Here is an 18,485-nt window from a genome sequence, read left to right on the forward strand (position 1 = left end):
CTCAATTATCCGCCGGCACGACTTCGCGCCATGTCATACGCTGCGGAACACCACCAAGGGGCAAGCGGCGCTTGTAGCTCAACGGCGATCCACCGCCACCATCACCGACGGTAGCCAACTGCGAAGTGACATTCACTTCCGTAGGCATGCCACCCACTATCCCCATGGATCCCACCAAACCGGTCGAGTTGTTCGCACCCGGGATTGTGGCATCGGTATCGAAGAAGCTGTTCTGCTGAGGACTGGTACCCGTGAAGATATTCATTACGTTGAGATAGCCGCTGCCCAACGCACCGGAACAATCGCTACCCTGCGCAGGAATCACCGAAGTCAGCCACATGGCCGACCCCACGATCGAGGGCGACGTGATCACACGCTCTCCCGCGGAAGTAGCCGCCGGGATACCGAGATTGATGTACCACCCCTTCTTGCTGGCGGGCAGGTCGGAGTAAACCTCGAATCCACGAACCGGCGCACCATTCATGGTGCCCGTGAACGGGATGGTGCGCGCCTGGAGCTCCGCACGCGTCACCAAGGCGCTGCTGTCCTTGATGCCATAGATGCTCTGGGTCTGCTCGACATAGCTTGCGTTACCCGGAAGATCAGACAGCGAAATCAGGCGTCCAGTACCGAAGCCGACAAAGACCTGACCATTGGCGTCGCGCGCCACGCCAATGCCGCCGGTGATCGGCTGGGCATTCGTTCCATCGGTGGCCTGGAACAGTTTCGTGCCGGCAGTGGGCATGGGATGAGTGGCATCGAGGACCGAAATATCCCACTTCCAGACCCGTCCGAGCAGATCCCCGCCGTACACGGTGTCCATGGTGCCGTTGTTATCGAGGTCGGCCAGTCCGGTGGACATCATGCCATTCCCGGTGGACGAATCCGTGGTGAGCTTGTAGGTCTGATCGATCATGCCCGTGCTGCTCAATTCATACACGAACAGGACAGCCTTGCCTCCGTTACTGTCAATGCCATTGGGCACGAAGGCGAAGATCTTCCGATTGCCCGACGCGTCCAGCTTGTTGCTTTGACGCAAACGGACGTTGCCAAACACGTAACCCATATCCGCATCCACGGTATCGCCCGTGCGATCCCACAGGAAGCCGGCGGTCGACATGGTGGAGGGGCTGGTCACATCCAGCGCGAACACGCCCTTGGCACCACGCCCCGGTGCGCCAATCAGGATGTTTTTGCCATAACCCTGGCGACTCCTGGTGATGACGTCGATCTGGCCATCCATGAAATAGCGGTGCGCATATTCGGTACTGCTGAGCGTTTTCAGGTCGGCAGCCTTCATACCCTTCGGAATATATGAGAACAACACCTTGCCGTTGGTTGCATCAATGGCATGCATCATGCCGTCGTTCGCACCCACATACACCGTGCTTGTATCAGTGCTGTAAGAAGGGGAAGAATCAACGATATCGCCAATCGGATAGGCGCGCGCACGGAGTGTTCCGTTGGTGCGACCCGTTTCCTTGCTTTGATCGCCGACGATGTAACGGATGTTGTCCGCACCGGACACGGCGTCCAGGCCTGCCGTACGCTCGAAATCCGCTACGCCCGCGTAACTGGAATCAAACCGAACCGGAAGATCGTTATAGGTCGCGAGTACAAAACGGGTGGCGAAATCGGCATTCACCTGCCCCGAAGCGAAGGTATTGGACAACGTCCAGTTCGGAGTGGTCGACACCCCCGTCAGCGCGGCGTTGAATGGGCTGGCGGACATGTCGCCAATCCAGGAGCCCGAAGTGAACTTCGCAGAGAAGGTCAGGGTTCCTGCATCCGTCTTGGTCGAGCTGGATGCAATGTTGGAACCCGACGCCGTGCGCTGGGAAATCGTATCCAAGGCCGCCTTGAGTGCATCAGCAAACGCGTCAGCATCACCCGCCACCACGAACTTACCGCGACCATTGAGTGTCGCATGCCATAGATCGTCGATACGATCCGCGTCCTCGGTGTCCGTCGGATCCGCCCAGGTGGCGGGCGGCGGATTATTCGGATTGAGCCTTCCCTGAAGCCCGATCGAGACACCAAACGTCACCATATGCTGCCATGTGGCCGGATCAGCAGTTGATGGACGCACGTTATTCGTCCACCCCGCCCCTGTCTTGAGATCATTTTTCCAATAGTAATATGCAACATCTGCCAGCGTATTCGAATAATTATCCGAATACGTTGATCCTGAGTCTGCATTTCCGACATTACTCGTGTACCCAGCGTCACTCGCCCTGTTGTTCCAGAAACCATCCGTGGTGAGCAGGGCATAGTTTTGGCGGCAGCTCAACATGCGCCCACTTGTATCCTTCCAAGGCGCATCCGTCATGAAGTAGCGCCCGGCACGATCCAAGGCGCCGTGCAACGGCGTGCCACTGTCCGCTCCCGCCCCCTGAAGCCGGGTATAAAAAGTGCTGCGGTTGGTTCCCTGGAACAAGCCGTCATCAGTCCCTACAGGAATGGGGAATGCCGGGTTGGAGCCGGAGACATTGCGATTGCTTCCGCCTCTGTTCCAGATCGTATCGAAACCCACACGATAGCGACTGCCCAGGCGGCCGAAAGCTTCCGAAGCACCGGCTTTCGCGGTCTTGGAACGCGAACGGAAGTACTGATACCAGTTGGCGAAATTCTGCAGCTCGTCGGCTTGGCTGCGTTGCGTGGTGACGCCCTGATCATTCACGTAGGACGGCGTTTCAGCGATCGCTCCCTGCCTTGATGCATACACCGTCAAGTTTGCATTGGCCAAAGTCGAGGACGTCGAGTTGTTCTCAACGCGAATCGTCCTATTACCACTGCCGATACTGCCATCCAGAATGCATTGCTCGTCGTTGTCGCTCCGATCATTGGCGAAGCACGACTCACTGCCACTCGGGCTGTAGACACGCAAACGTCCATTTCCCGACCCGCCGCTCAAATACACTTCCAACTTTTCGGTGTTGTTTGGAACGTTCACGGTGATCTCGGTATGCGGACGCCCCCCGTTCCCGCCATATAGAGCGACCGTCTGAACCGTCGCGTTGTAAAGCTCCGTTCTGCTGTTTTTTATCGTGGCAACTACGTCATTGCCATCGATGCTCGTCAGAAAGTAGCGTGTGTAGTTGCTGGAGTTCGTGCCGGGATCTGCCACACCAATCTTTGGAACGTAGTAAACACCATCTGCATTGTTAATCAGATTTTTCCAGCCATCGCTGGTATTCGGCGAAGTAGTGCTGGTGGCGGCAGATCTGTAGCTGGCATTCCCCAAGCGTTGATCAAGGTCGGTGCTTGCGGTGCGCCACGGAAGATAGGTTTTCGCGGGGTTGTAAAATAAAGTGTTGTTCGGATATGAACGATGCGAAATTTGATCATTCAAACTGCTCCGATCCGTCGGCATGGACACATAGTCCATCGATCCCGAGTCATCGAGAATCAACAGGATATTCGGCGGAATACCATCGCCACCCGTAATGAGCGGGTTGTTGGGAAACGTCGCCGCATGAATGGGCATGCCGGCCAACGTACACACCATCGCGCACAGGAAAACCGGAGCGCGGCGGTGGAAAGATTGGGGCTTGGGAGTGATTTTCATGATCTACGGCGCCTTATCGACGGTACAGCGTTTGCAGAACCACCTCTGCGCCATTGGGCGTGGTGGCATAGGACGTGATGCGGTAAACAGCCTGGTCAGGAGGCGATTCCACCGGCTCCTTGGAGCCATCGATGCTCTGCCCGCCTGCGGCGGCACCGCCCGTGGACATGCCGTAATCCTCGATCACGTATCGAGGCCTGATGGCCGTTGGGCCCGTGCCCAATGCGGTTCCCTGCCGATAGCCGGGCGTACTCGTATTGGTCCAGAACCCGTCGACTTCCCACGGTGGCGTGGCCGCGACGTCAGGGCTGGCGCAACGCCCGTTTGTGCAACCACTCGAAGGTGCAACCGCGATTGCGCCATCCCGCACTGAAAGTTCCGCTTCGCGCAATCCAGCTTCTGCCGCCTGGAATGCCGCTGCACGCGCCATCGTATTGGCCGCCATGCGCTCCTGCATGAGTGCGCCACGCATGGATGCAAGACCCAGAAGGGTCACGATGATCAGGAGAAGAAGCACCACGATGAGCGCTGCACCACGCTGCGCGTCTTTCCTGGCCGTAATGGGCTTGAAGGTATTCATTGAATGTCCAGATGATTACGGAGCGCCACCACATCGACCATGGATCGACTCAGGGCTTGATTCCCCGTGCCACGGATATCACTACTGGATTGCGCACCCTGCATCGCAGTCACTGTCATTGCCACGCGTACGGCAGTGACAAGGACCCATTGGCCCGCCGGCACGTTGTTGGCATCCACGAATGCAGTGGAGTTGCCAATCTTGTATGAAAGCTGGAGGTTACCCACGCCTTCAGCAATTTCGCTGGTCACGCCGTTGATGGTTCGATAGAGCGAACTGCCTCCGCGGGTGTTGTCAGCCACGAACCAGCGAATCGAGGCGGGTGTCACCACCATGGCCGGGGACCGGCCGCGCTCCGCGCTGGCACCGCAGGTCGTCTGGTCAACGCTCCTGAAGCAATAACCCACCGTGCCGGCAAGCGTGCTTGAGCACTTCGTGTAATCGGGATTGCGTGTGAAACCCTGGCCACAATTGGCCGCACCATCGTGACCCACCACGGTGCCACCGCTGGTGATCTTGGTTGCCGAGAACAGGATGGCCGTATCTGCATTGCACGCCATCAAAGTCTGTCCGTTGGCCAAGCCTGCCGTGCTGCTCACGGTTAGATCAGCCGTAGGATTGGCATGGCCAGTAATCCTTGAACGGCCATTGGCAAAGTAGACGATCACACTGTCAGACGCACCACTTTCTGTACCGGTCAGACCCATCTGGAAGTTGGCCCATTCGGGGGCGGATCGATCGGACAGCAGATTGATGGGGCCATTCGCCGCATTGAATCGAGTGCATGGGTTTGACCCGGCCTCACGCAGATCGCGTGAAAGCATTTCGAATGCTGCGCGCTGGTTTTCCTGGATGCGATTAATCGCTTCCGTGGAACCGTAAACACGCTTGTTCGAAAGGAAAATTCCTCCGGCTGCGGCGATTACCAGCAAGCCCAATACAAGCGAGATCATCAACTCGATGAGCGAAAAACCAGCCTGGAACGAACGGCGCGGGCTCATATGCGGCTCCGGATCACGAGTTCCTGGGTCTGGCTGCCGCCAGTGGCACGCTCGTCGTTCCATTGCACGCCCACCTCACAGATTTCCGTGTCGACTTCGCAGATGACCTTGCCGGTGGCATCGGGCGATACCGTCGTTTTCAGGTTGTCGAGCCAACCCTGCATCGTGCCTGCGGTGCCCTCGCCGTCACCCGCCTGATACGTGTTGGTGTTGTATCCACCGATGTTCGTGCGGTTGCCACGAATGATGTCGAACATCGAATACACCTGCATGGATGCCTGGGTGCGGGCGGCGGAACTTCCGGAATTCTTCAATGTGATCGCCTGCAAGGCGGCGATACCAAGAATCCCGATGGCGAGCACCAATACCGCGATCAGCACTTCAAGCAAGCCGACGCCTGCCTGTGCGCGTCCCGCCTTGAACTCCTTGAACCTTGTTTTCATTTTTCCCTCATCGCTCCGCAGGGTTTGAACAAGCGGAGGTCGCATTGCGCCTTGCGGACGAAATCCGCCCCATGGCCGCCGTGATGTCCATCGCGTTGTCGCCATTGATGTCGCTACCGCACACGGCCAGCGTGGCCGTGGTTGGCGCCGCTGCGCCCGTACCCGCCTTGGAAAAACCGGAAGGGCCGAACGTGATCCGGAAGTTGGCGCCTGAAAGATTCGGGCTGCCCTGGGCAGTGATTCCCCGGGGCAGGGTGAAATCCCGCAGCACGGCATTGCCGGCGGTCAGCACGATCCAACGCGTGCCCGCTGCGACATCACAGCTCGTGCCGTTCGCACTCGGGCAAACTGAAACCGTCTGGCGCCGCGATACAGCGGCCACCCGTGCCGTCTGCATGGAAGCGATCAGCTCGTTTCCCGCCGTAGCCAGGCGGCTCCTGCGGGTCATCTGCTGATAACTTGGTGCCGCGATCATCGCGATTATCGCCCCGATCGCCACCGTCACAACCAGCTCCACCAGCGTGAAGCCGCGTTGCCTGCTCCCCCGAGCACTCATCTCATCCACACCGAGCCCCTTTTATACGTGATCGCACCCTAGCGCGGACGTAGCTTAGCGGATGCTCCGGGCGACAAACGGCACCCGAGGCCGCGCCAGCGGTCATCCCCGTCAATCGTCGCGACTAAGATGCAAGCCATGGCCAACCGCCTCCACCACCCCGTAGATACGCTGTTCCAGCCCACGACACTGCTGAGCGTTTTCACTGCGGGCGAGCTGTTGGCCATCATCCTCGCCTTGGCGCCCGAAACCGAAGGCGCCCGACTGATCCGTTTCGGCCTCCTGTCGTTCTCGATCCAATGGATCAGCCTGTTCTCGCTCGCCGTGCTGTACATGTTGCGTGGCCATGTGCGGACCTGGCCCGTATCGGCGCTGGTCGCGTTGGTGACGGGGTTGTTGCTTCTGATGACCGTGTTGTCAGGATGGCTGTCGCAGTGGCTGTTGCCGTCTACCGCACCACAGGGCTATGCGTGGTGGTCCACGAGCGTGCGCCTCTTCGGCTCCATGCTCTGCATGCTGTTGTTCGGGCTCATCGCGCTGCGCAGCCACTGGACCGCGCAGACCCAGGAATACCGGGCCAAGCAAGCCGAACTCGACGCCCTCCGTGCCCGCGTCAATCCCCACTTCCTCTTCAACACGCTCAATACCGCAACGGCCCTGGTGCACGACCAGCCGGACCAAGCAGAGCACGTCCTGCTTGACCTGTCCGATCTCTTCCGTGCCGCGCTGTCCGGCAACGAGGAGACTTCTCTGGAGCAGGAACTCCTGCTGACCCGGCGATATCTGGAGATCGAACAGCTGCGCCTTGGCGATCGCCTGTCGGTGAGCTGGCACCTTCCCGTGCCGCTACCGAACATCAACGTACCGACACTCGCCCTGCAGACATTAGCCGAAAACGCCATCCATCACGGCATCGAAGCACGTCCGGGCACCGGCGACGTAATCATCGACGTGATACCGGATACCAACGCAGTCATCCTGCGCGTCAGCAACCCGTTGGCCGGGGAATCACCGGCCACGCCACGCCATCAGGTCGGGTTGGCGGCCAGCCGCGCCCGCATCGAAGCGATGACCGCCGGGCTGGGGGAACTGCGCACCCGGCAGGATGCAGGGCGCTTCATCGCCGAGATCATCCTGCCCATTTAGCCGCGTTTCGCCCGATCAGGCGACCACGCGATAGCAGGGCTTGTACTCGCCGGCGATCTTCATGCGGCGCTGCTCGACGAACGCCCGCAGCAGCGCGTCCAGCGACGCCATCATGTCCGGCGCGCCATGGATCTCGAACGGACCGAACTGCTCGATGCGGCGCATACCCGGCTCTTTCACGTTGCCGGCGACGATGCCTGAGAACGCGCGACGCAGATCGGCCGCGAGTTCGTGCGGCTTGCGCCCATGGTGCAGGTCCAGGCCGGCCATCTCTTCGTGCGTGGGCTCGAACGGCTGCTGGAATTCCAGCGGCACATGCAGGCGCCAGTTGAAGAAGAACGAATCCTTCTGTGCGATGCGCTGCTCGCGCACGCGACGGATCCCGCGCGACATGTGCTTCGCCACTTCCTCGCAATCACCGGTGATGATGCGGTAGCGCTGCGCGGCCTCGTCGCCGAGCGTGAGGCGGATGAAGCGGTCGATCTGCTCGAAATACGGCGCCGCCGACGTAGGCCCGGTGAACACCAGCGGGAACTCGATGTCCTTGTTCTCCTCGCGCAGCAGGATGCCGAGCAGGTACAGGATTTCCTCGGCGGTGCCGACGCCGCCCGGGAACACGATGATCCCGTGCGCCATGCGGACGAAGGCCTCAAGGCGCTTCTCGATGTCCGGCATGATCACCAGGTGGTTGACGATCGGGTTCGGCGATTCCGCCGCGATGATCCCCGGCTCAGTGATGCCGATGTAGCGCGAACGCGGCTTGCGCTGCTTGGCGTGCGCGATGGTCGCGCCCTTCATCGGCCCCTTCATCGCACCCGGGCCGCAGCCGGTGCAGATGTCGATGCCGCGCAGGCCGAGCTGGTAGCCGACCTCCTTGGTGTAGAGATATTCGTCGCGCGAGATGGAGTGACCACCCCAGCAGACGACGAGATTGGGCTCGATGGGTTGCAGCACGCGCGCATTACGCAGCACGCGGAACACCGAGTCAGTGATGCCGCCGGTCGTTTCGAGTTCGTCCGCATATTCCGGGCCGAGCTCGATGGCCGCATAGGCCAGGTCGCGCACCGTGGCGAACAGCAGCTCGGCGACACCGCGGATGATCTTGCCGTCGACGAAAGCCATCGCCGGCGCGTTGTGCAGGTCGATGCGGATGCCGCGATCCTGCTGCAGCACTTCGATGTCGAAGTCGGGATACAGCTCGCGCGCGGCACGCGGGTCGTCGGAGGCGCTGCCGCTGGTCAACACGGCCAGCGCGCAGCGGCGCAGCAGCTCGTGCATGCCGCCGCCCGAGGCGTCCTTGAGGCGCGCGACTTCCTCGCGGGAGAGCACATCCAGCCCACCCTTCGGGTAGATGCTGGCGCTGGCGGTGGGCAGGGTGGCCTCGATGTGGGGGCCGGCGGGATTCTGGGCGTCGTTGTGCATCCGGCGACTTTAGCGCAGCCGCTTCGCCTCCGACACCCGCGGAAACGAAAACGGCCGGGTTTCCCCGGCCGTTTCGTAATGCATTGCGACGTTTCGATCAGAAGCTGTAGCGGACCGTCATCAGCAGCGACCAGCGCTGCGACGGGGTCTGCGACTCGTTGACCGGAATTTCAGCCGGCGTGTAGACGCCCGCACCACCGTACTTCGCATCGTTGATGTCATAGATCCACTTGCCGGTCGCCGGGTTGTAACCCGCCGTGTCGGCCAGGTAACGCTCCAGCGGGAACGACGCACGACGCTCCACGCCCCACTTCTTGTTCAGCAGGTTGGTGAAGTTGAAGACGTCCAGGCGGATCTCACCCTTGTGGCCCTTGAAGAAGCCCGGGATCTGCTGGCGGATGCTCAGGTCGAGCTGGTTGAGCCAGTTCGAGCGCGCACCATTGCGGGTGAACACCTTGCCCATGTACTCGCTCAGGTACTTATCGTTCTGGATGTAGGCCATGAACGCGTCCTTCTGGGCCTGGGTGACGTCGGCGGTGAACTCGACGTCGCTCAACGAACCCGGCACGAAGGCCAGATCACGGAAGTAGCCGTCGTTGTTGGCGTCGTTGCCGAAGGCCCAGCTGTACGGCGCGCCGCTGTGGCCGTCGTAGAACGCGCTGATCGAGGTCTCGTAGTCACCGAACAGCTTGTCGGCCCAGGTGATCGAGGCGATCAGGCGCTTCGGGATCGAGTAGTTCGAAACCGCGGCCATCTCCTCGTTCGGGTTGTACCAGTAGTTGTTGTTGTAGTTCGAGTTGGCGACGCTCGATGTGCCCGGGTTGACTTCGGTGGACTGGCTGAACGTACCGCCCACCATCCACGACCAATGCTCGCGCATCGGCTTCTTGAGCGAGACGCTCCAGCTGGTCGCGCTGCCCTTGTCGGTGTTGGTCAGGTAGATGACGGTGCTGCTGCCGCTGTTGCCGAACGACGGGTTGGCGTTCCAGCGCTGGTTGGCCGAAGTCGGGATCTGGGTCGGGAAGCGCGAGTAGCTGTAGCGGCCATCCGGCAGCACGCCGGTCGGGGCGCCCAGGTTGAGGTTCTGGTAGAAGATGCCCTTCTCGACGTTGATGTGCTCGACGTCGAAGGTGAAGACGGTGCCCCACCACGGGGTCTCGGCATCGAAGCCCAGGCTGGTCTTCCAGACGGTCGGCAGCTCGAAGTTCGGGTCGACGACATCCACCGCCATGCGCGCGCTGCCGGTGCCCGGCTTGCTAGCAGTGCCCGACGGCACCTGGCCGTACGGATCGGCGATGAAGTTGGCGGCCGTGGTGTAGCTGGCGCGGGCGACGCCGTTGCCGGAGTACGGGTTCGCCACCCACACCGCCGGGGTGTTGGAGATGAAGCGGCCGATACCACCACGGAACTGCAGCATCAGGTCCGTATCGAAGGTGTAGTTGAACGAAGCACGCGGCTGCAGCACGCTCAGGCCGTCGATGGTGCCCTGGTTGGTGAAGCCGAAGCCACCCTTGGCTGCGTTCGGGTTGTTCGCGTTGATGATCGAGGTGGCGCACTGGGCGAACACCACCGGAGTGCCCGGTGCCGCGGCGAAGCACGGGTTGAACGTCGGCAGCGGATCAACGCTGACCGTGTCATAGCGCAGGCCGTACTGGATCGACAGGTTGTCGTTGACCTGCCAGGTGTCCTGCAGGAACGCGCCGTACTGCTTCATCGTGAAGCGTGCGGCGATGTTGTCCAGCGAGTAGCCCGGCGCCGGGATGTTCAGCGTGTAGCTGTCGACCGGCGTGCCGGCCTGCCATGCGGCGATGCTGTTGAAGGTGTAGCTGCCGAAGTAACCCTGCAGGAACAGGTTGTAGAGCTTGTCGGACTGGTAGTCGACGCCGCCCTTCAGCTCGTGGTCGCCCAGGTACAGGTTGCCGGCCAGGTAGGCGTTGGTGCTCTCGACTTCCAGGCGGTTCGCCTGGGTGCTGAACTCGGTGCCGAAGCGCACGCCCGGGCCGTTGCGCACGGTGTTGACCGTGACGTTCGGCTGCGCGCCGCCGACCAGCGGATCGCGGTTCTGGGTGAACTTGCTGCGGCCGAACGAGAATTCGGTCGAGAAGTTCTCGGTCCAGTTGTCATACAGGCTGAAGGTCGCGCTGCTGTTCTTCTTGTCCAGCACGTACCAGTTGCTGGACAGGCTGAGCATGTTGGCGCTGCCGGCGACGATGATCGGCTCGACTTCCTTGGTCTGGCTCACGCGCAGGCTGGCGCGGTGGTCACTGTTGATGTTCCAGTCGATCTTGGCCAGCGCACGCTTCGACGTCATGTCGGTGTTCGAGGCCTCGACGCCGCCCGGGGTCAGGCCCTTGGCCTTGGCGATGGCGACGATCTGGTCAAGCGTGGCCTGGTCGATGTTCGCTTCGTTGGTGGCGCCCGAACCCTTCACGCCCCAGATCGCGCCCGGCGACTTCTGGTGGGTTTCCTCGTAGGAGGCGAAGAAGAACAGGGTGTCCTTGATGATCGGGCCGCCGACCGTGGCACCACCGGTCCAGGTGCGCTCGAAGCCGCTCCACTTCTTGCCGGCCTGGTTCTCGCCGATCATCGAATCGGCGTTCTGGAACGAGTAGTACAGCGAACCGTGCAGGTTGTTGGTACCGCTCTTGGTGACCGCATTGACGTTGGCGCCCACGCCACGACGGGTGGACACGTCGTAGTTGGCGGTGGAGATGCTGTATTCCTCGATCGCGTCCGGCGAAATCGGCGAGCCCTTGGTCGGCAGGCCGTTGTCGTTCAGGCCGAAGGGGTCACCGGCGTTGACGGTATCGACGGTGATCGAGTTGTAGCGGAAGTTCTGGCCGACGGCCGAGAACGCGCCGCGGTCGCGGTCGGTCACGACGATGCGCGGATCGGCACGCACGATGTTCTGGATGGAGCGGTTCGGCGCCGGCAGGTTCTGCAGGTCGCGCTGCGACAGGTTGGTCGAGACACCCTTGTTGTCCTGGGTGAACACCGAAGCCTCGGCGGTACCGACGACGGTCACCGTGTCCAGGTTGCCGGTCGTGGCGCCCGCGCTGCCCAGCTGCGCGCGTTGACGGTGGCGGCCTGGTCAAGCGGCAGGTAGACGTTGTTCTCGGTGTCGCTGCCCTCGCCCGCCTTGTTGACGGTGATGGTGTACGGACCACCGACGCGCAGGCCGCGCGCGCTGTAGCGACCGTTCGCATCGGTCGTCACGCGGCTGACCGTGCCGGACTGGACGTGGGTGATGGTCACTTCGGCGCCGGAGACCGGCTGGCCGTTGGTGCCCGTCACCTGCCCGCCCACACCGGACGAGGTGCTCTGCGCGAACACGGGGGCCGCGGCCAGCGCGGCGATCAGTCCAAGCGCGAGCTTGGAACGGCGAAGGGTATGCGTGCGATTCATCGCGTCTGCCTCGACAAGGTTGAGCTGGAACGAACGAAAGCCCGGGACAGAGGACGTCAGTACCGGGCCGAAGGGTTAACAACAGATTAACACGGTATCCACGCCGCGTGACAGTGCCATGACAGGCCGCAGGTCATTGAAATAACGGAAAAAACCGTTCCAGATTCGGACTTGTCTTCGTCACGAAAATGAATGCGGGTTTCGCGCACCCGCGCCTGCCCGGCTCAGCCGCCTGCGGCGGGAAGACTGGTCAGGTACTGGCCCATGCCATCCAGGAACATCTGCACCGAAATGGCGACCAGCAGCATGCCCATCAGGCGCTCGACCGCGGTCAGCACGCGGCGGCCGAGCAGGCGGTACAACAGCGGCGCCATCATCAGGATCGCCGCCGAACCCAGCCAGGCGATGAAGAGCGCCAGGCTCCATTCGCCCATCCGGTCGGGGTACTGGGTGCCCATCAGCATGACCGCGGCCATGCCGGACGGCCCGGCGATCATCGGGATAGCGACCGGGACGATGAAGGGCTCGCCATCCGGCAGTTCACCCATCACGCCCTCGGCGGTCGGGAAGATCATCCGGATGCCGATCAGGAACAGCACGATGCCGCCGGCGATCGACACCGACTCCTGCCGCAGGTGCATCGCGTCCAGCGCGTACTTGCCGAACCACAGGAACAGCAGCAGCACGCCCAGCGCGATCAGCAGTTCGCGGGCGATCACCACCAGCTGGCGGCGCGGCGGCAGCGAACGCAGCAGGCTCAACACCACCGGCACGTTGCCCAGTGGGTCGAGGATCAGGAACAGCAGCAGGGCGGCCGAGGCGATGGTCATGGGCGATGCAGGCGTCGGATCGGGGCCATGTCAGGCGGACAGCGTGGGCAGCACCACGCGTTGCGGCGCGGGTTCGGGCGCCATGACCCGGTCGATGCGGCCGTTCCACTGCGCACCGGCGGCGGACAGCAGGCGCACGCAGTCATCGGCGTAGGCGACGGGCTCGCGCAGGCGCGGGTCGATGTCCTCGACGGTGGATTTGGCACGCAGGCCGCTGCGCATCGGGCCGGGTTGCAGGCCGCTGATGCGCACCCTGGCGCCTTCCATCTCCTTCGCCCACATCGGCACCAGCGCGGCGCGGGCCTGCTGGCTCACGGCGTACGGGCCCCAGAACGGCTTGCCGACGTGGTCGGCATCGTCCACGACGAACACGACCGAAGCGTCATCCGACAGTTTCAGCACCGGCAGCAGTGCGCTGGTCAGCCACATCGGCGCGGTGACGTTGATCTGGAAGGCGCGGGCGATGTTGGCCGGGTCGGTGTATTCGAGCGGGGTCAGGCCGCGGAATTCGGCGGCGCAGTGCAGCAGGCCGTCGAGCCGGCCGAAGGCGTCCTTGAGGCGCGATGCCAGCTCCAGGTGGTCGTCGGGCGATGCGCCTTCCAGGTCCATCGGGTAGAGCAGCGGCTCGGGGCCGGCCTTGGCGACGGCGTCGTAGACCTTGTTTAGCCGGCGCACGTTGCGGCCGAGCAGGACGAGGGTCGCGCCGGCGCGTGCGCAGGCGATCGAAGCCGCCTCGCCCAATCCACCGGTGGCACCGGCGACGAGGATGACGCGGCCGTCCAGCGGCTTGTCCACGCCCGGATTCACGCCTTGCCGGCTTCCGCGACGATGCGGGCCAGCTCGCCCGATTCGTACAGTTCGATGGTGATGTCGCAGCCGCCGATCAGCTCGCCGTTGACGAACAGCTGCGGGAAGGTCGGCCAGTTGGAATAGCGCGGCAGGTTGGCGCGGATTTCCGGGTCTTCCAGCACGTTGACGCTGTGCAGCTGCTCGGCGCCGGCGGCCTTGAGGGCCTGCACGGTGCGGCTGGAGAAACCGCACATCGGGAACTGCGGCGTGCCCTTCATGAACAGCACGATGGGATGGGTTTCGACTTCGTTCTTGATGCGTTCGACGACCGACATGGGGGTTTCCTCGCCGCCCTTTGACGGGCCGGCAACAGCGTGGGGATTTAGAATGAACAGTGTACCGGCACCCGCCTGCCGTTCCCAATCAACCAAAGGAGCCAGACATGGCCATCGAGCTGCCCGCCCTTCCCTACGACCGCACCGCGCTGGAGCCGCATATCTCCGGCGAGACCATCGACTACCACTACGGCAAGCACCACAAGGCCTACGTCGACAACCTCAACAAGATGATCGAGGGCACCGAGTTCGCCGACATGTCGCTGGAAGACATCATCCGCAAGTCGCAGGGCGGCATGTTCAACAACGCCGCGCAGGTCTGGAACCACACCTTCTACTGGAACTGCCTGTCGCCCGAAGGCGGCGGCGAGCCGACCGGCAAGCTGGCCGACGCGATCAACGCGGCGTTCGGTGACTTCGCCAAGTTCAAGGAAGAGTTCACCAAGACCGCCGTCAGCACCTTCGGTTCCGGCTGGGGCTGGCTGGTGCAGCGCAAGGACGGCACCGTCGCGCTGGTGAGCACGTCGAACGCCGGCACGCCGCTGACCGGCGAGGACACCGCGCTGCTGACCTGCGATGTGTGGGAACACGCCTATTACATCGACTACCGCAACGCCCGCCCGACGTACCTGGAGCACTTCTGGAACCTGGTGAACTGGGACTTCGTCGCCAGGAACATGAAGTAAGCGGTTTCGATGCGGGAAAAAAAGCCGGCGCAAGCCGGCTTTTTCGTGGGCGGGGATGTGGCGGCGGACTATTTCAGGTCGTAGCCGTATTTCGCCGCCAGCTTGCCGTCATCGCCATATTCGCCGTGGCAGGTGGCGAAGTAGAGATTGGCCACGCCCTGCTCCACGCCCGAGACGCCCTGCGGATTGAGCCTGAGCGTGCGCGCATCGCCTTCGTAGGCGACCTTGGGCGCCTCGCGCGAACAGGCGACCGTGGCCGCGGCGGATTTCGCATCCCACTTGATATCGACGCCCTCGGCATTTGCGGGATACGGGTCCTGCCCGTGGCTGGATTCGCCGCCGGTGAGTCGCAGCCGGTAGCGCGGCGGTGCGGCGTCTTCCCGCACGACTTCGTCGAAGCGATACCACCAGCAGCCGCCCATCCGGCAGTTGGCGCGGATGACCGTGCCCTTCGAGGGTGCGGCGGCGAAGTCGGTGGATGGCGTGGCCGGCGGTGTCGCGGGGACTTCCGCAGGCGGAGGCGTGGCATCCGACGCGGGTGGCGGCGTCGAAGGCGCTTCAGCCGGCGCGTCAGGCGCGGTGGTCTGCGCGTCGCCTGCAGGCGCGCGCGTGGTTGATGGGGGATCGGAGGGCGCATGGCAGCCGGCCAGCGAACCAGCGGCCAAGACGGCAATGAGAATCAGCGGGCCATGGAGGTCCATGCCCGAAGCCTCGCGCGGCTCAGGTCTGCAGGGCGTGAATCACCGGCAGCACCTGCGCTTCACGGCCCAGCGCGGCACCGACGCGTTGCAGCGCGTCCGCGAGTTCCGCCTGCGCATCGGCGCGCAGCGTGGCGTGGCCGACCTTGCGCCCGGCACGCGCGGATTTGCCGTAGTCGTGCCAGTGGCCGCCGGGTTCGCGCAGCACGGCGTCGGCATCCGGCATCTCGCCGATCCAGTTGAGCATGCAGGCGTGGCCGACCATGCGGGTGTCGCCCAGCGGCAGGCCGAGCACGGCGCGCAGGTGGTTCTGGAACTGCGAGATTTCCGCGCCTTCGATCGTCCAGTGGCCGGAGTTGTGCACGCGCGGCGCGATCTCGTTGGCGAGCAGCTCGCCGTCGCGGCAGAACAGCTCCAGCGCGAACACGCCGACGTAGTCCATCGCCTCGGCCAACGCGCGTGCGTGAGCGATCGCCTTGGCCGCCATCGCCGCGTCCACGCGGGCCGGCGCCAGGCTGGCCGACAACACGCCATCAACATGCCAGTTCTCGGTCAGCGGCCAGCTGCGGAACTCGCCATCGCGGCCACGCACGGCCACCACCGACAGCTCGCGCTGGAACGGCACGAAGGCTTCCAGGATCAGGCCGACGCGGGCCGCCTGCTCGCCCAGCGCGTCCCACGCCGCATCGACATCGGCCATCGTCTTGATGCGGAACTGGCCCTTGCCGTCATAGCCGAGCCGGCGGGTCTTGAGAATGCAGGGCGTGCCGAGTTCCGCGACCGCCGCATCCAGCGCGGCACGGTCGGGCACATCGACGAAACCCGGCACCGGGATGCCGAGTTCGCGGAACAGGGTCTTCTCGGCGAGGCGGTCCTGCGACACGGCCAGTGCGCGCGGGCTCGGGAACACCGGCACGCGTGCGGACAGCCACTCGGCGGAACTGGCCGGCACGTTTTCGAAATCGAAGGTGGCGACATCGATGCGTGAAGCGAATTCGGCCAGCGCGGCTTCGTCGGTGTAATCGCCCACCACCATCGGCGCGAACTGCCCGGCGCAGGCATCGGCCACGTTGTCGAGGACGAGGAAGCGCAGGCCGAGCGGCGCGCCGGACAGCGCCATCATCCGGGCCAGCTGCCCGCCGCCAAGAATCCCGACCGTGGTCATTTCGCCTCGATGCGCGGGTCGTCGGCCGCGGTCACCGCTTCGGTTTGCGTGCGGCGGAAGGCGTCGAGCGCGGCGGCGATGGCGGCATCGTCGGCGGCCAGCATCGCGGCGGCAAACAGCGCGGCATTGGCGGCACCGGCATTGCCGATGGCGAAGGTCGCGACCGGAATTCCCGCCGGCATCTGCACGATCGACAGCAGCGAATCCATGCCGTTGAGCGCCTTCGACTGCACCGGCACGCCGAGCACCGGCACCGCGGTCTTGGCGGCCAGCATCCCTGGCAGATGAGCCGCCCCACCGGCGCCGGCGATGATCGCGCGCAGGCCACGCGACGCGGCGGTTTCGGCATATTCGAACAGCACGTCAGGCGTGCGATGCGCGGAGACCACGCGTACTTCGTGCGGCACGCCCAGCGCTTCAAGCTTCTGCGCGGCGTGCTGCATCGTTTCCCAGTCCGAGCGCGAGCCCATCACGATGCCCACGCGGGGCGCTTGGTCGGCGGCGTTCATGGAGGTCCCCGTGCCTAAAGACGTATTCTAACGACCCCGCCACGCGATGCCACGCCATGGACAAGAAGCTGCTCGACATCCTCGCCTGCCCGGTCACCCGCCAGCCGCTGGCCCTGCTCGACGGCGACCGGCTGAAGACGCTCAACGCGGCCATCGCCACCGGCGGCGTGCGCTTCGGCGAGCACGCGCAGGCCGAGGCATTGCGCGAAGCGCTCATCACCCGCGACGGCAGGCGCATCTACCGCATCGACGACGGCATCCCGGTACTGCTGCCCGAGGAAGGGCTGGAGGCGGCTTCCATCGACGGCCTCGCGGCATGACCATGACGCCGCAGGTGGTCCCGCCCGATCAGGCGATGGTCGAAGACGACATCCGCCGGGCGCTGGCCGAAGACGTCCGCGAAGGCGACGTCACCGCCGGCCTGCTGCCCGACGGCCGCGACATCGCCTACCTGCTGTGCAAGGAGGATGCGGTGATCGCCGGCCGGCCGTGGTTCGACGCGACGCATCGCGCGCTGGACCCGCACGTGCGCATCGACTGGCGCATCGACGAAGGCGACCGCGTGCCCAAGGGCACCGTCATCGCCACGCTGGAAGGCCGGAGCCGCGCGCTGGTCACCGCCGAGCGCACCGCGCTCAACTTCCTGCAGACGCTCTCGGGCACGGCCACCACCACCGCGCAGTACGTTGGATGCGGTCGCCGGCACCGGCGCCAAGATCCTCGACACCCGCAAGACCATCCCCGGCCTGCGCATGGCGCAGAAATACGCAGTGCGGATGGGCGGTGGCTTCAACCACCGCATCGGCCTGTTCGACGCGGTGATGTTGAAGGAAAACCACATCCGCGCCTTCGGCTCGCTGGCCGCCGCCGCGCGCGAGGCGACGACGCGACATCCCGGCCTGCCACTGATCGTGGAAGTGGAAACCCTCGACCAGCTGCGCGACGCGCTGACGGTCGGCTGCACGCGCGTCCTCATCGACGACTTCGACGCCGCCACCCGCCGCGAGGCGGTGCGCATCGCCCGCGACGAATTCGCTGGCCGTATCCCGCTGGAAGTGTCCGGCGGCGTGGACATGACCACGTTGCGCGGCATCGCCGAGGACGGCGTCGACTACATCTCCATCGGCGGCCTGACCAAGCACGTCCACGCCATCGACCTGTCGATGAAGCTCGGGCCGCCGCCGTCCACGGCAGCTTGAGCCGATTCGTGGCAGCCTGTCCCGCCCACGACCGGAAGCCCTTCATGACGAAGCACCTGACCCGGCCCGCCCTCATCACCCTGGCCGTTTCGATGTTGGCCGCCTGCGCCAGCACGCCGCCCAAGCCCGCACCCAAACCGGATGGCGTGCCGG

At 63.9% G+C, this 18,485-nt stretch carries 17 protein-coding genes and 1 pseudogene; 4 read left to right on the plus strand and 14 right to left on the minus strand.

The features are described 5' to 3' along the window. Position 1: 1 nt before the first annotated feature. From DCD74_RS07330 to DCD74_RS07350, 5 genes are read right to left on the minus strand one after another with little or no spacing between them, the layout of a single operon-like run. Positions 2–3,568: a pilus assembly protein gene (locus tag DCD74_RS07330; RefSeq protein ID WP_112926732.1), complete on the minus strand. Its 3,567-nt coding sequence runs from the start codon at positions 3,566–3,568 to the stop codon at positions 2–4. Positions 3,569–3,581: 13 nt separating this feature from the next. Beyond that, positions 3,582–4,148, minus strand: coding sequence for a pilus assembly PilX family protein (locus tag DCD74_RS07335; protein ID WP_112926733.1), 567 nt, complete (start codon positions 4,146–4,148; stop codon positions 3,582–3,584). Continuing rightward, on the minus strand, positions 4,145–5,149 hold the full coding sequence (locus tag DCD74_RS07340; RefSeq protein WP_162615939.1) for a prepilin-type N-terminal cleavage/methylation domain-containing protein: 1,005 nt from the start codon (positions 5,147–5,149) through the stop codon (positions 4,145–4,147). Before DCD74_RS07340 ends, DCD74_RS07335 begins: the two co-directional genes overlap by 4 nt. Further along, positions 5,146–5,592, minus strand: coding sequence for a type IV pilus modification protein PilV (pilV, locus tag DCD74_RS07345; RefSeq protein ID WP_112926735.1), 447 nt, complete (start codon positions 5,590–5,592; stop codon positions 5,146–5,148). The genes DCD74_RS07340 and pilV overlap by 4 nt, the downstream gene beginning before the upstream one ends. Before the next feature lie 7 nt (positions 5,593–5,599). Next, on the minus strand, positions 5,600–6,109 hold the full coding sequence (locus DCD74_RS07350) for a GspH/FimT family pseudopilin (protein WP_217424241.1): 510 nt from the start codon (positions 6,107–6,109) through the stop codon (positions 5,600–5,602). 177 nt (positions 6,110–6,286) lie between these two features. Here DCD74_RS07350 and DCD74_RS07355 point away from each other — a divergent pair, with 177 nt between their 5' ends. Next, the gene (locus DCD74_RS07355) at positions 6,287–7,294 is read left to right on the plus strand and encodes a sensor histidine kinase (protein ID WP_162615941.1); all 1,008 of its coding nucleotides are present in this window, start codon (positions 6,287–6,289) and stop codon (positions 7,292–7,294) included. 15 nt (positions 7,295–7,309) lie between these two features. On the opposite strand, the gene ppnN is transcribed toward DCD74_RS07355, so the two are convergent. The 6 genes from ppnN to grxD form a co-directional block, all read right to left on the minus strand. After that, a complete protein-coding gene (gene ppnN, locus DCD74_RS07360) occupies positions 7,310–8,716 on the minus strand; it encodes a nucleotide 5'-monophosphate nucleosidase PpnN (protein WP_112926738.1) in 1,407 nt (468 codons plus the stop codon). A 97-nt stretch (positions 8,717–8,813) separates the two neighbouring features. After that, positions 8,814–11,741 carry a TonB-dependent receptor plug domain-containing protein gene (locus tag DCD74_RS07365; protein WP_237049559.1) on the minus strand — a complete coding sequence of 976 codons (2,928 nt, stop codon included), beginning with the start codon at positions 11,739–11,741 and terminating at the stop codon, positions 8,814–8,816. Further along, positions 11,738–12,121 carry a carboxypeptidase-like regulatory domain-containing protein gene (locus tag DCD74_RS12970; protein WP_237049560.1) on the minus strand — a complete coding sequence of 128 codons (384 nt, stop codon included), beginning with the start codon at positions 12,119–12,121 and terminating at the stop codon, positions 11,738–11,740. The genes DCD74_RS07365 and DCD74_RS12970 overlap by 4 nt, the downstream gene beginning before the upstream one ends. Positions 12,122–12,345: 224 nt before the next feature. Beyond that, a complete protein-coding gene (locus DCD74_RS07370) occupies positions 12,346–12,951 on the minus strand; it encodes a YhgN family NAAT transporter (protein ID WP_112926739.1) in 606 nt (201 codons plus the stop codon). Between the two features lie 30 nt (positions 12,952–12,981). Next, positions 12,982–13,746, minus strand: coding sequence for an SDR family NAD(P)-dependent oxidoreductase (locus DCD74_RS07375; RefSeq protein ID WP_237049561.1), 765 nt, complete (start codon positions 13,744–13,746; stop codon positions 12,982–12,984). Positions 13,747–13,754: 8 nt separating this feature from the next. Beyond that, positions 13,755–14,075, minus strand: coding sequence for a Grx4 family monothiol glutaredoxin (grxD, locus tag DCD74_RS07380; protein ID WP_112926740.1), 321 nt, complete (start codon positions 14,073–14,075; stop codon positions 13,755–13,757). 107 nt (positions 14,076–14,182) lie between these two features. On the opposite strand from grxD, the gene sodB reads away from it, so the two are divergent. Beyond that, entirely contained in the window at positions 14,183–14,761 is a 579-nt protein-coding gene (sodB, locus tag DCD74_RS07385) for a superoxide dismutase [Fe] (RefSeq protein WP_112926741.1), read from the plus strand. Positions 14,762–14,829: 68 nt separating this feature from the next. On the opposite strand, the gene DCD74_RS12680 is transcribed toward sodB, so the two are convergent. Genes DCD74_RS12680 through purE form a run of 3 tightly spaced genes read right to left on the minus strand, consistent with a single transcriptional unit; the run spans position 14,830 to position 17,133 of the window. Further along, a complete protein-coding gene (locus DCD74_RS12680) occupies positions 14,830–15,462 on the minus strand; it encodes a hypothetical protein (RefSeq protein ID WP_162615942.1) in 633 nt (210 codons plus the stop codon). Positions 15,463–15,481: 19 nt separating this feature from the next. Continuing rightward, complete coding sequence (locus tag DCD74_RS07395; protein WP_112926743.1) at positions 15,482–16,624, minus strand: 5-(carboxyamino)imidazole ribonucleotide synthase; 1,143 nt, start codon at positions 16,622–16,624, stop codon at positions 15,482–15,484. Continuing rightward, complete coding sequence (gene purE, locus DCD74_RS07400; RefSeq protein ID WP_112926744.1) at positions 16,621–17,133, minus strand: 5-(carboxyamino)imidazole ribonucleotide mutase; 513 nt, start codon at positions 17,131–17,133, stop codon at positions 16,621–16,623. The genes DCD74_RS07395 and purE overlap by 4 nt, the downstream gene beginning before the upstream one ends. 56 nt (positions 17,134–17,189) lie before the next feature. Here purE and DCD74_RS07405 point away from each other — a divergent pair, with 56 nt between their 5' ends. Together DCD74_RS07405 and nadC are read left to right on the plus strand one after the other, a co-directional pair. Continuing rightward, entirely contained in the window at positions 17,190–17,453 is a 264-nt protein-coding gene (locus DCD74_RS07405) for a Trm112 family protein (protein ID WP_112926745.1), read from the plus strand. Beyond that, positions 17,450–18,332 (plus strand): annotated as a pseudogene (gene nadC / locus DCD74_RS07410) (carboxylating nicotinate-nucleotide diphosphorylase). Before DCD74_RS07405 ends, nadC begins: the two are co-directional and overlap by 4 nt. Positions 18,333–18,485: the final 153 nt, after the last annotated feature.

Origin of the sequence: Lysobacter oculi, assembly GCF_003293695.1 — a bacterium.
In the GTDB taxonomy this organism is placed as follows: Bacteria; Pseudomonadota; Gammaproteobacteria; order Xanthomonadales; family Xanthomonadaceae; genus Solilutibacter; species Solilutibacter oculi.

What these genes read in the sequence shown, in the direction of transcription:
- DCD74_RS07330 (WP_112926732.1), bottom strand. Translation starts at nt 3,568, where the DNA reads ATGAAAATCACTCCCAAGCCCCAATCTTTCCACCGCCGCGCTCCGGTT.
- DCD74_RS07335 (WP_112926733.1), bottom strand. Translation starts at nt 4,148, where the DNA reads ATGAATACCTTCAAGCCCATTACGGCCAGGAAAGACGCGCAGCGTGGT.
- DCD74_RS07340 (WP_162615939.1), bottom strand. Translation starts at nt 5,149, where the DNA reads ATGAGCCCGCGCCGTTCGTTCCAGGCTGGTTTTTCGCTCATCGAGTTG.
- pilV (WP_112926735.1), bottom strand. Translation starts at nt 5,592, where the DNA reads ATGAAAACAAGGTTCAAGGAGTTCAAGGCGGGACGCGCACAGGCAGGC.
- DCD74_RS07355 (WP_162615941.1), top strand. Translation starts at nt 6,287, where the DNA reads ATGGCCAACCGCCTCCACCACCCCGTAGATACGCTGTTCCAGCCCACG.
- ppnN (WP_112926738.1), bottom strand. Translation starts at nt 8,716, where the DNA reads ATGCACAACGACGCCCAGAATCCCGCCGGCCCCCACATCGAGGCCACC.
- DCD74_RS12970 (WP_237049560.1), bottom strand. Translation starts at nt 12,121, where the DNA reads ATGAATCGCACGCATACCCTTCGCCGTTCCAAGCTCGCGCTTGGACTG.
- DCD74_RS07370 (WP_112926739.1), bottom strand. Translation starts at nt 12,951, where the DNA reads ATGACCATCGCCTCGGCCGCCCTGCTGCTGTTCCTGATCCTCGACCCA.
- grxD (WP_112926740.1), bottom strand. Translation starts at nt 14,075, where the DNA reads ATGTCGGTCGTCGAACGCATCAAGAACGAAGTCGAAACCCATCCCATC.
- sodB (WP_112926741.1), top strand. Translation starts at nt 14,183, where the DNA reads ATGGCCATCGAGCTGCCCGCCCTTCCCTACGACCGCACCGCGCTGGAG.
- DCD74_RS12680 (WP_162615942.1), bottom strand. Translation starts at nt 15,462, where the DNA reads ATGGACCTCCATGGCCCGCTGATTCTCATTGCCGTCTTGGCCGCTGGT.
- DCD74_RS07395 (WP_112926743.1), bottom strand. Translation starts at nt 16,624, where the DNA reads ATGACCACGGTCGGGATTCTTGGCGGCGGGCAGCTGGCCCGGATGATG.
- purE (WP_112926744.1), bottom strand. Translation starts at nt 17,133, where the DNA reads ATGAACGCCGCCGACCAAGCGCCCCGCGTGGGCATCGTGATGGGCTCG.
- DCD74_RS07405 (WP_112926745.1), top strand. Translation starts at nt 17,190, where the DNA reads ATGGACAAGAAGCTGCTCGACATCCTCGCCTGCCCGGTCACCCGCCAG.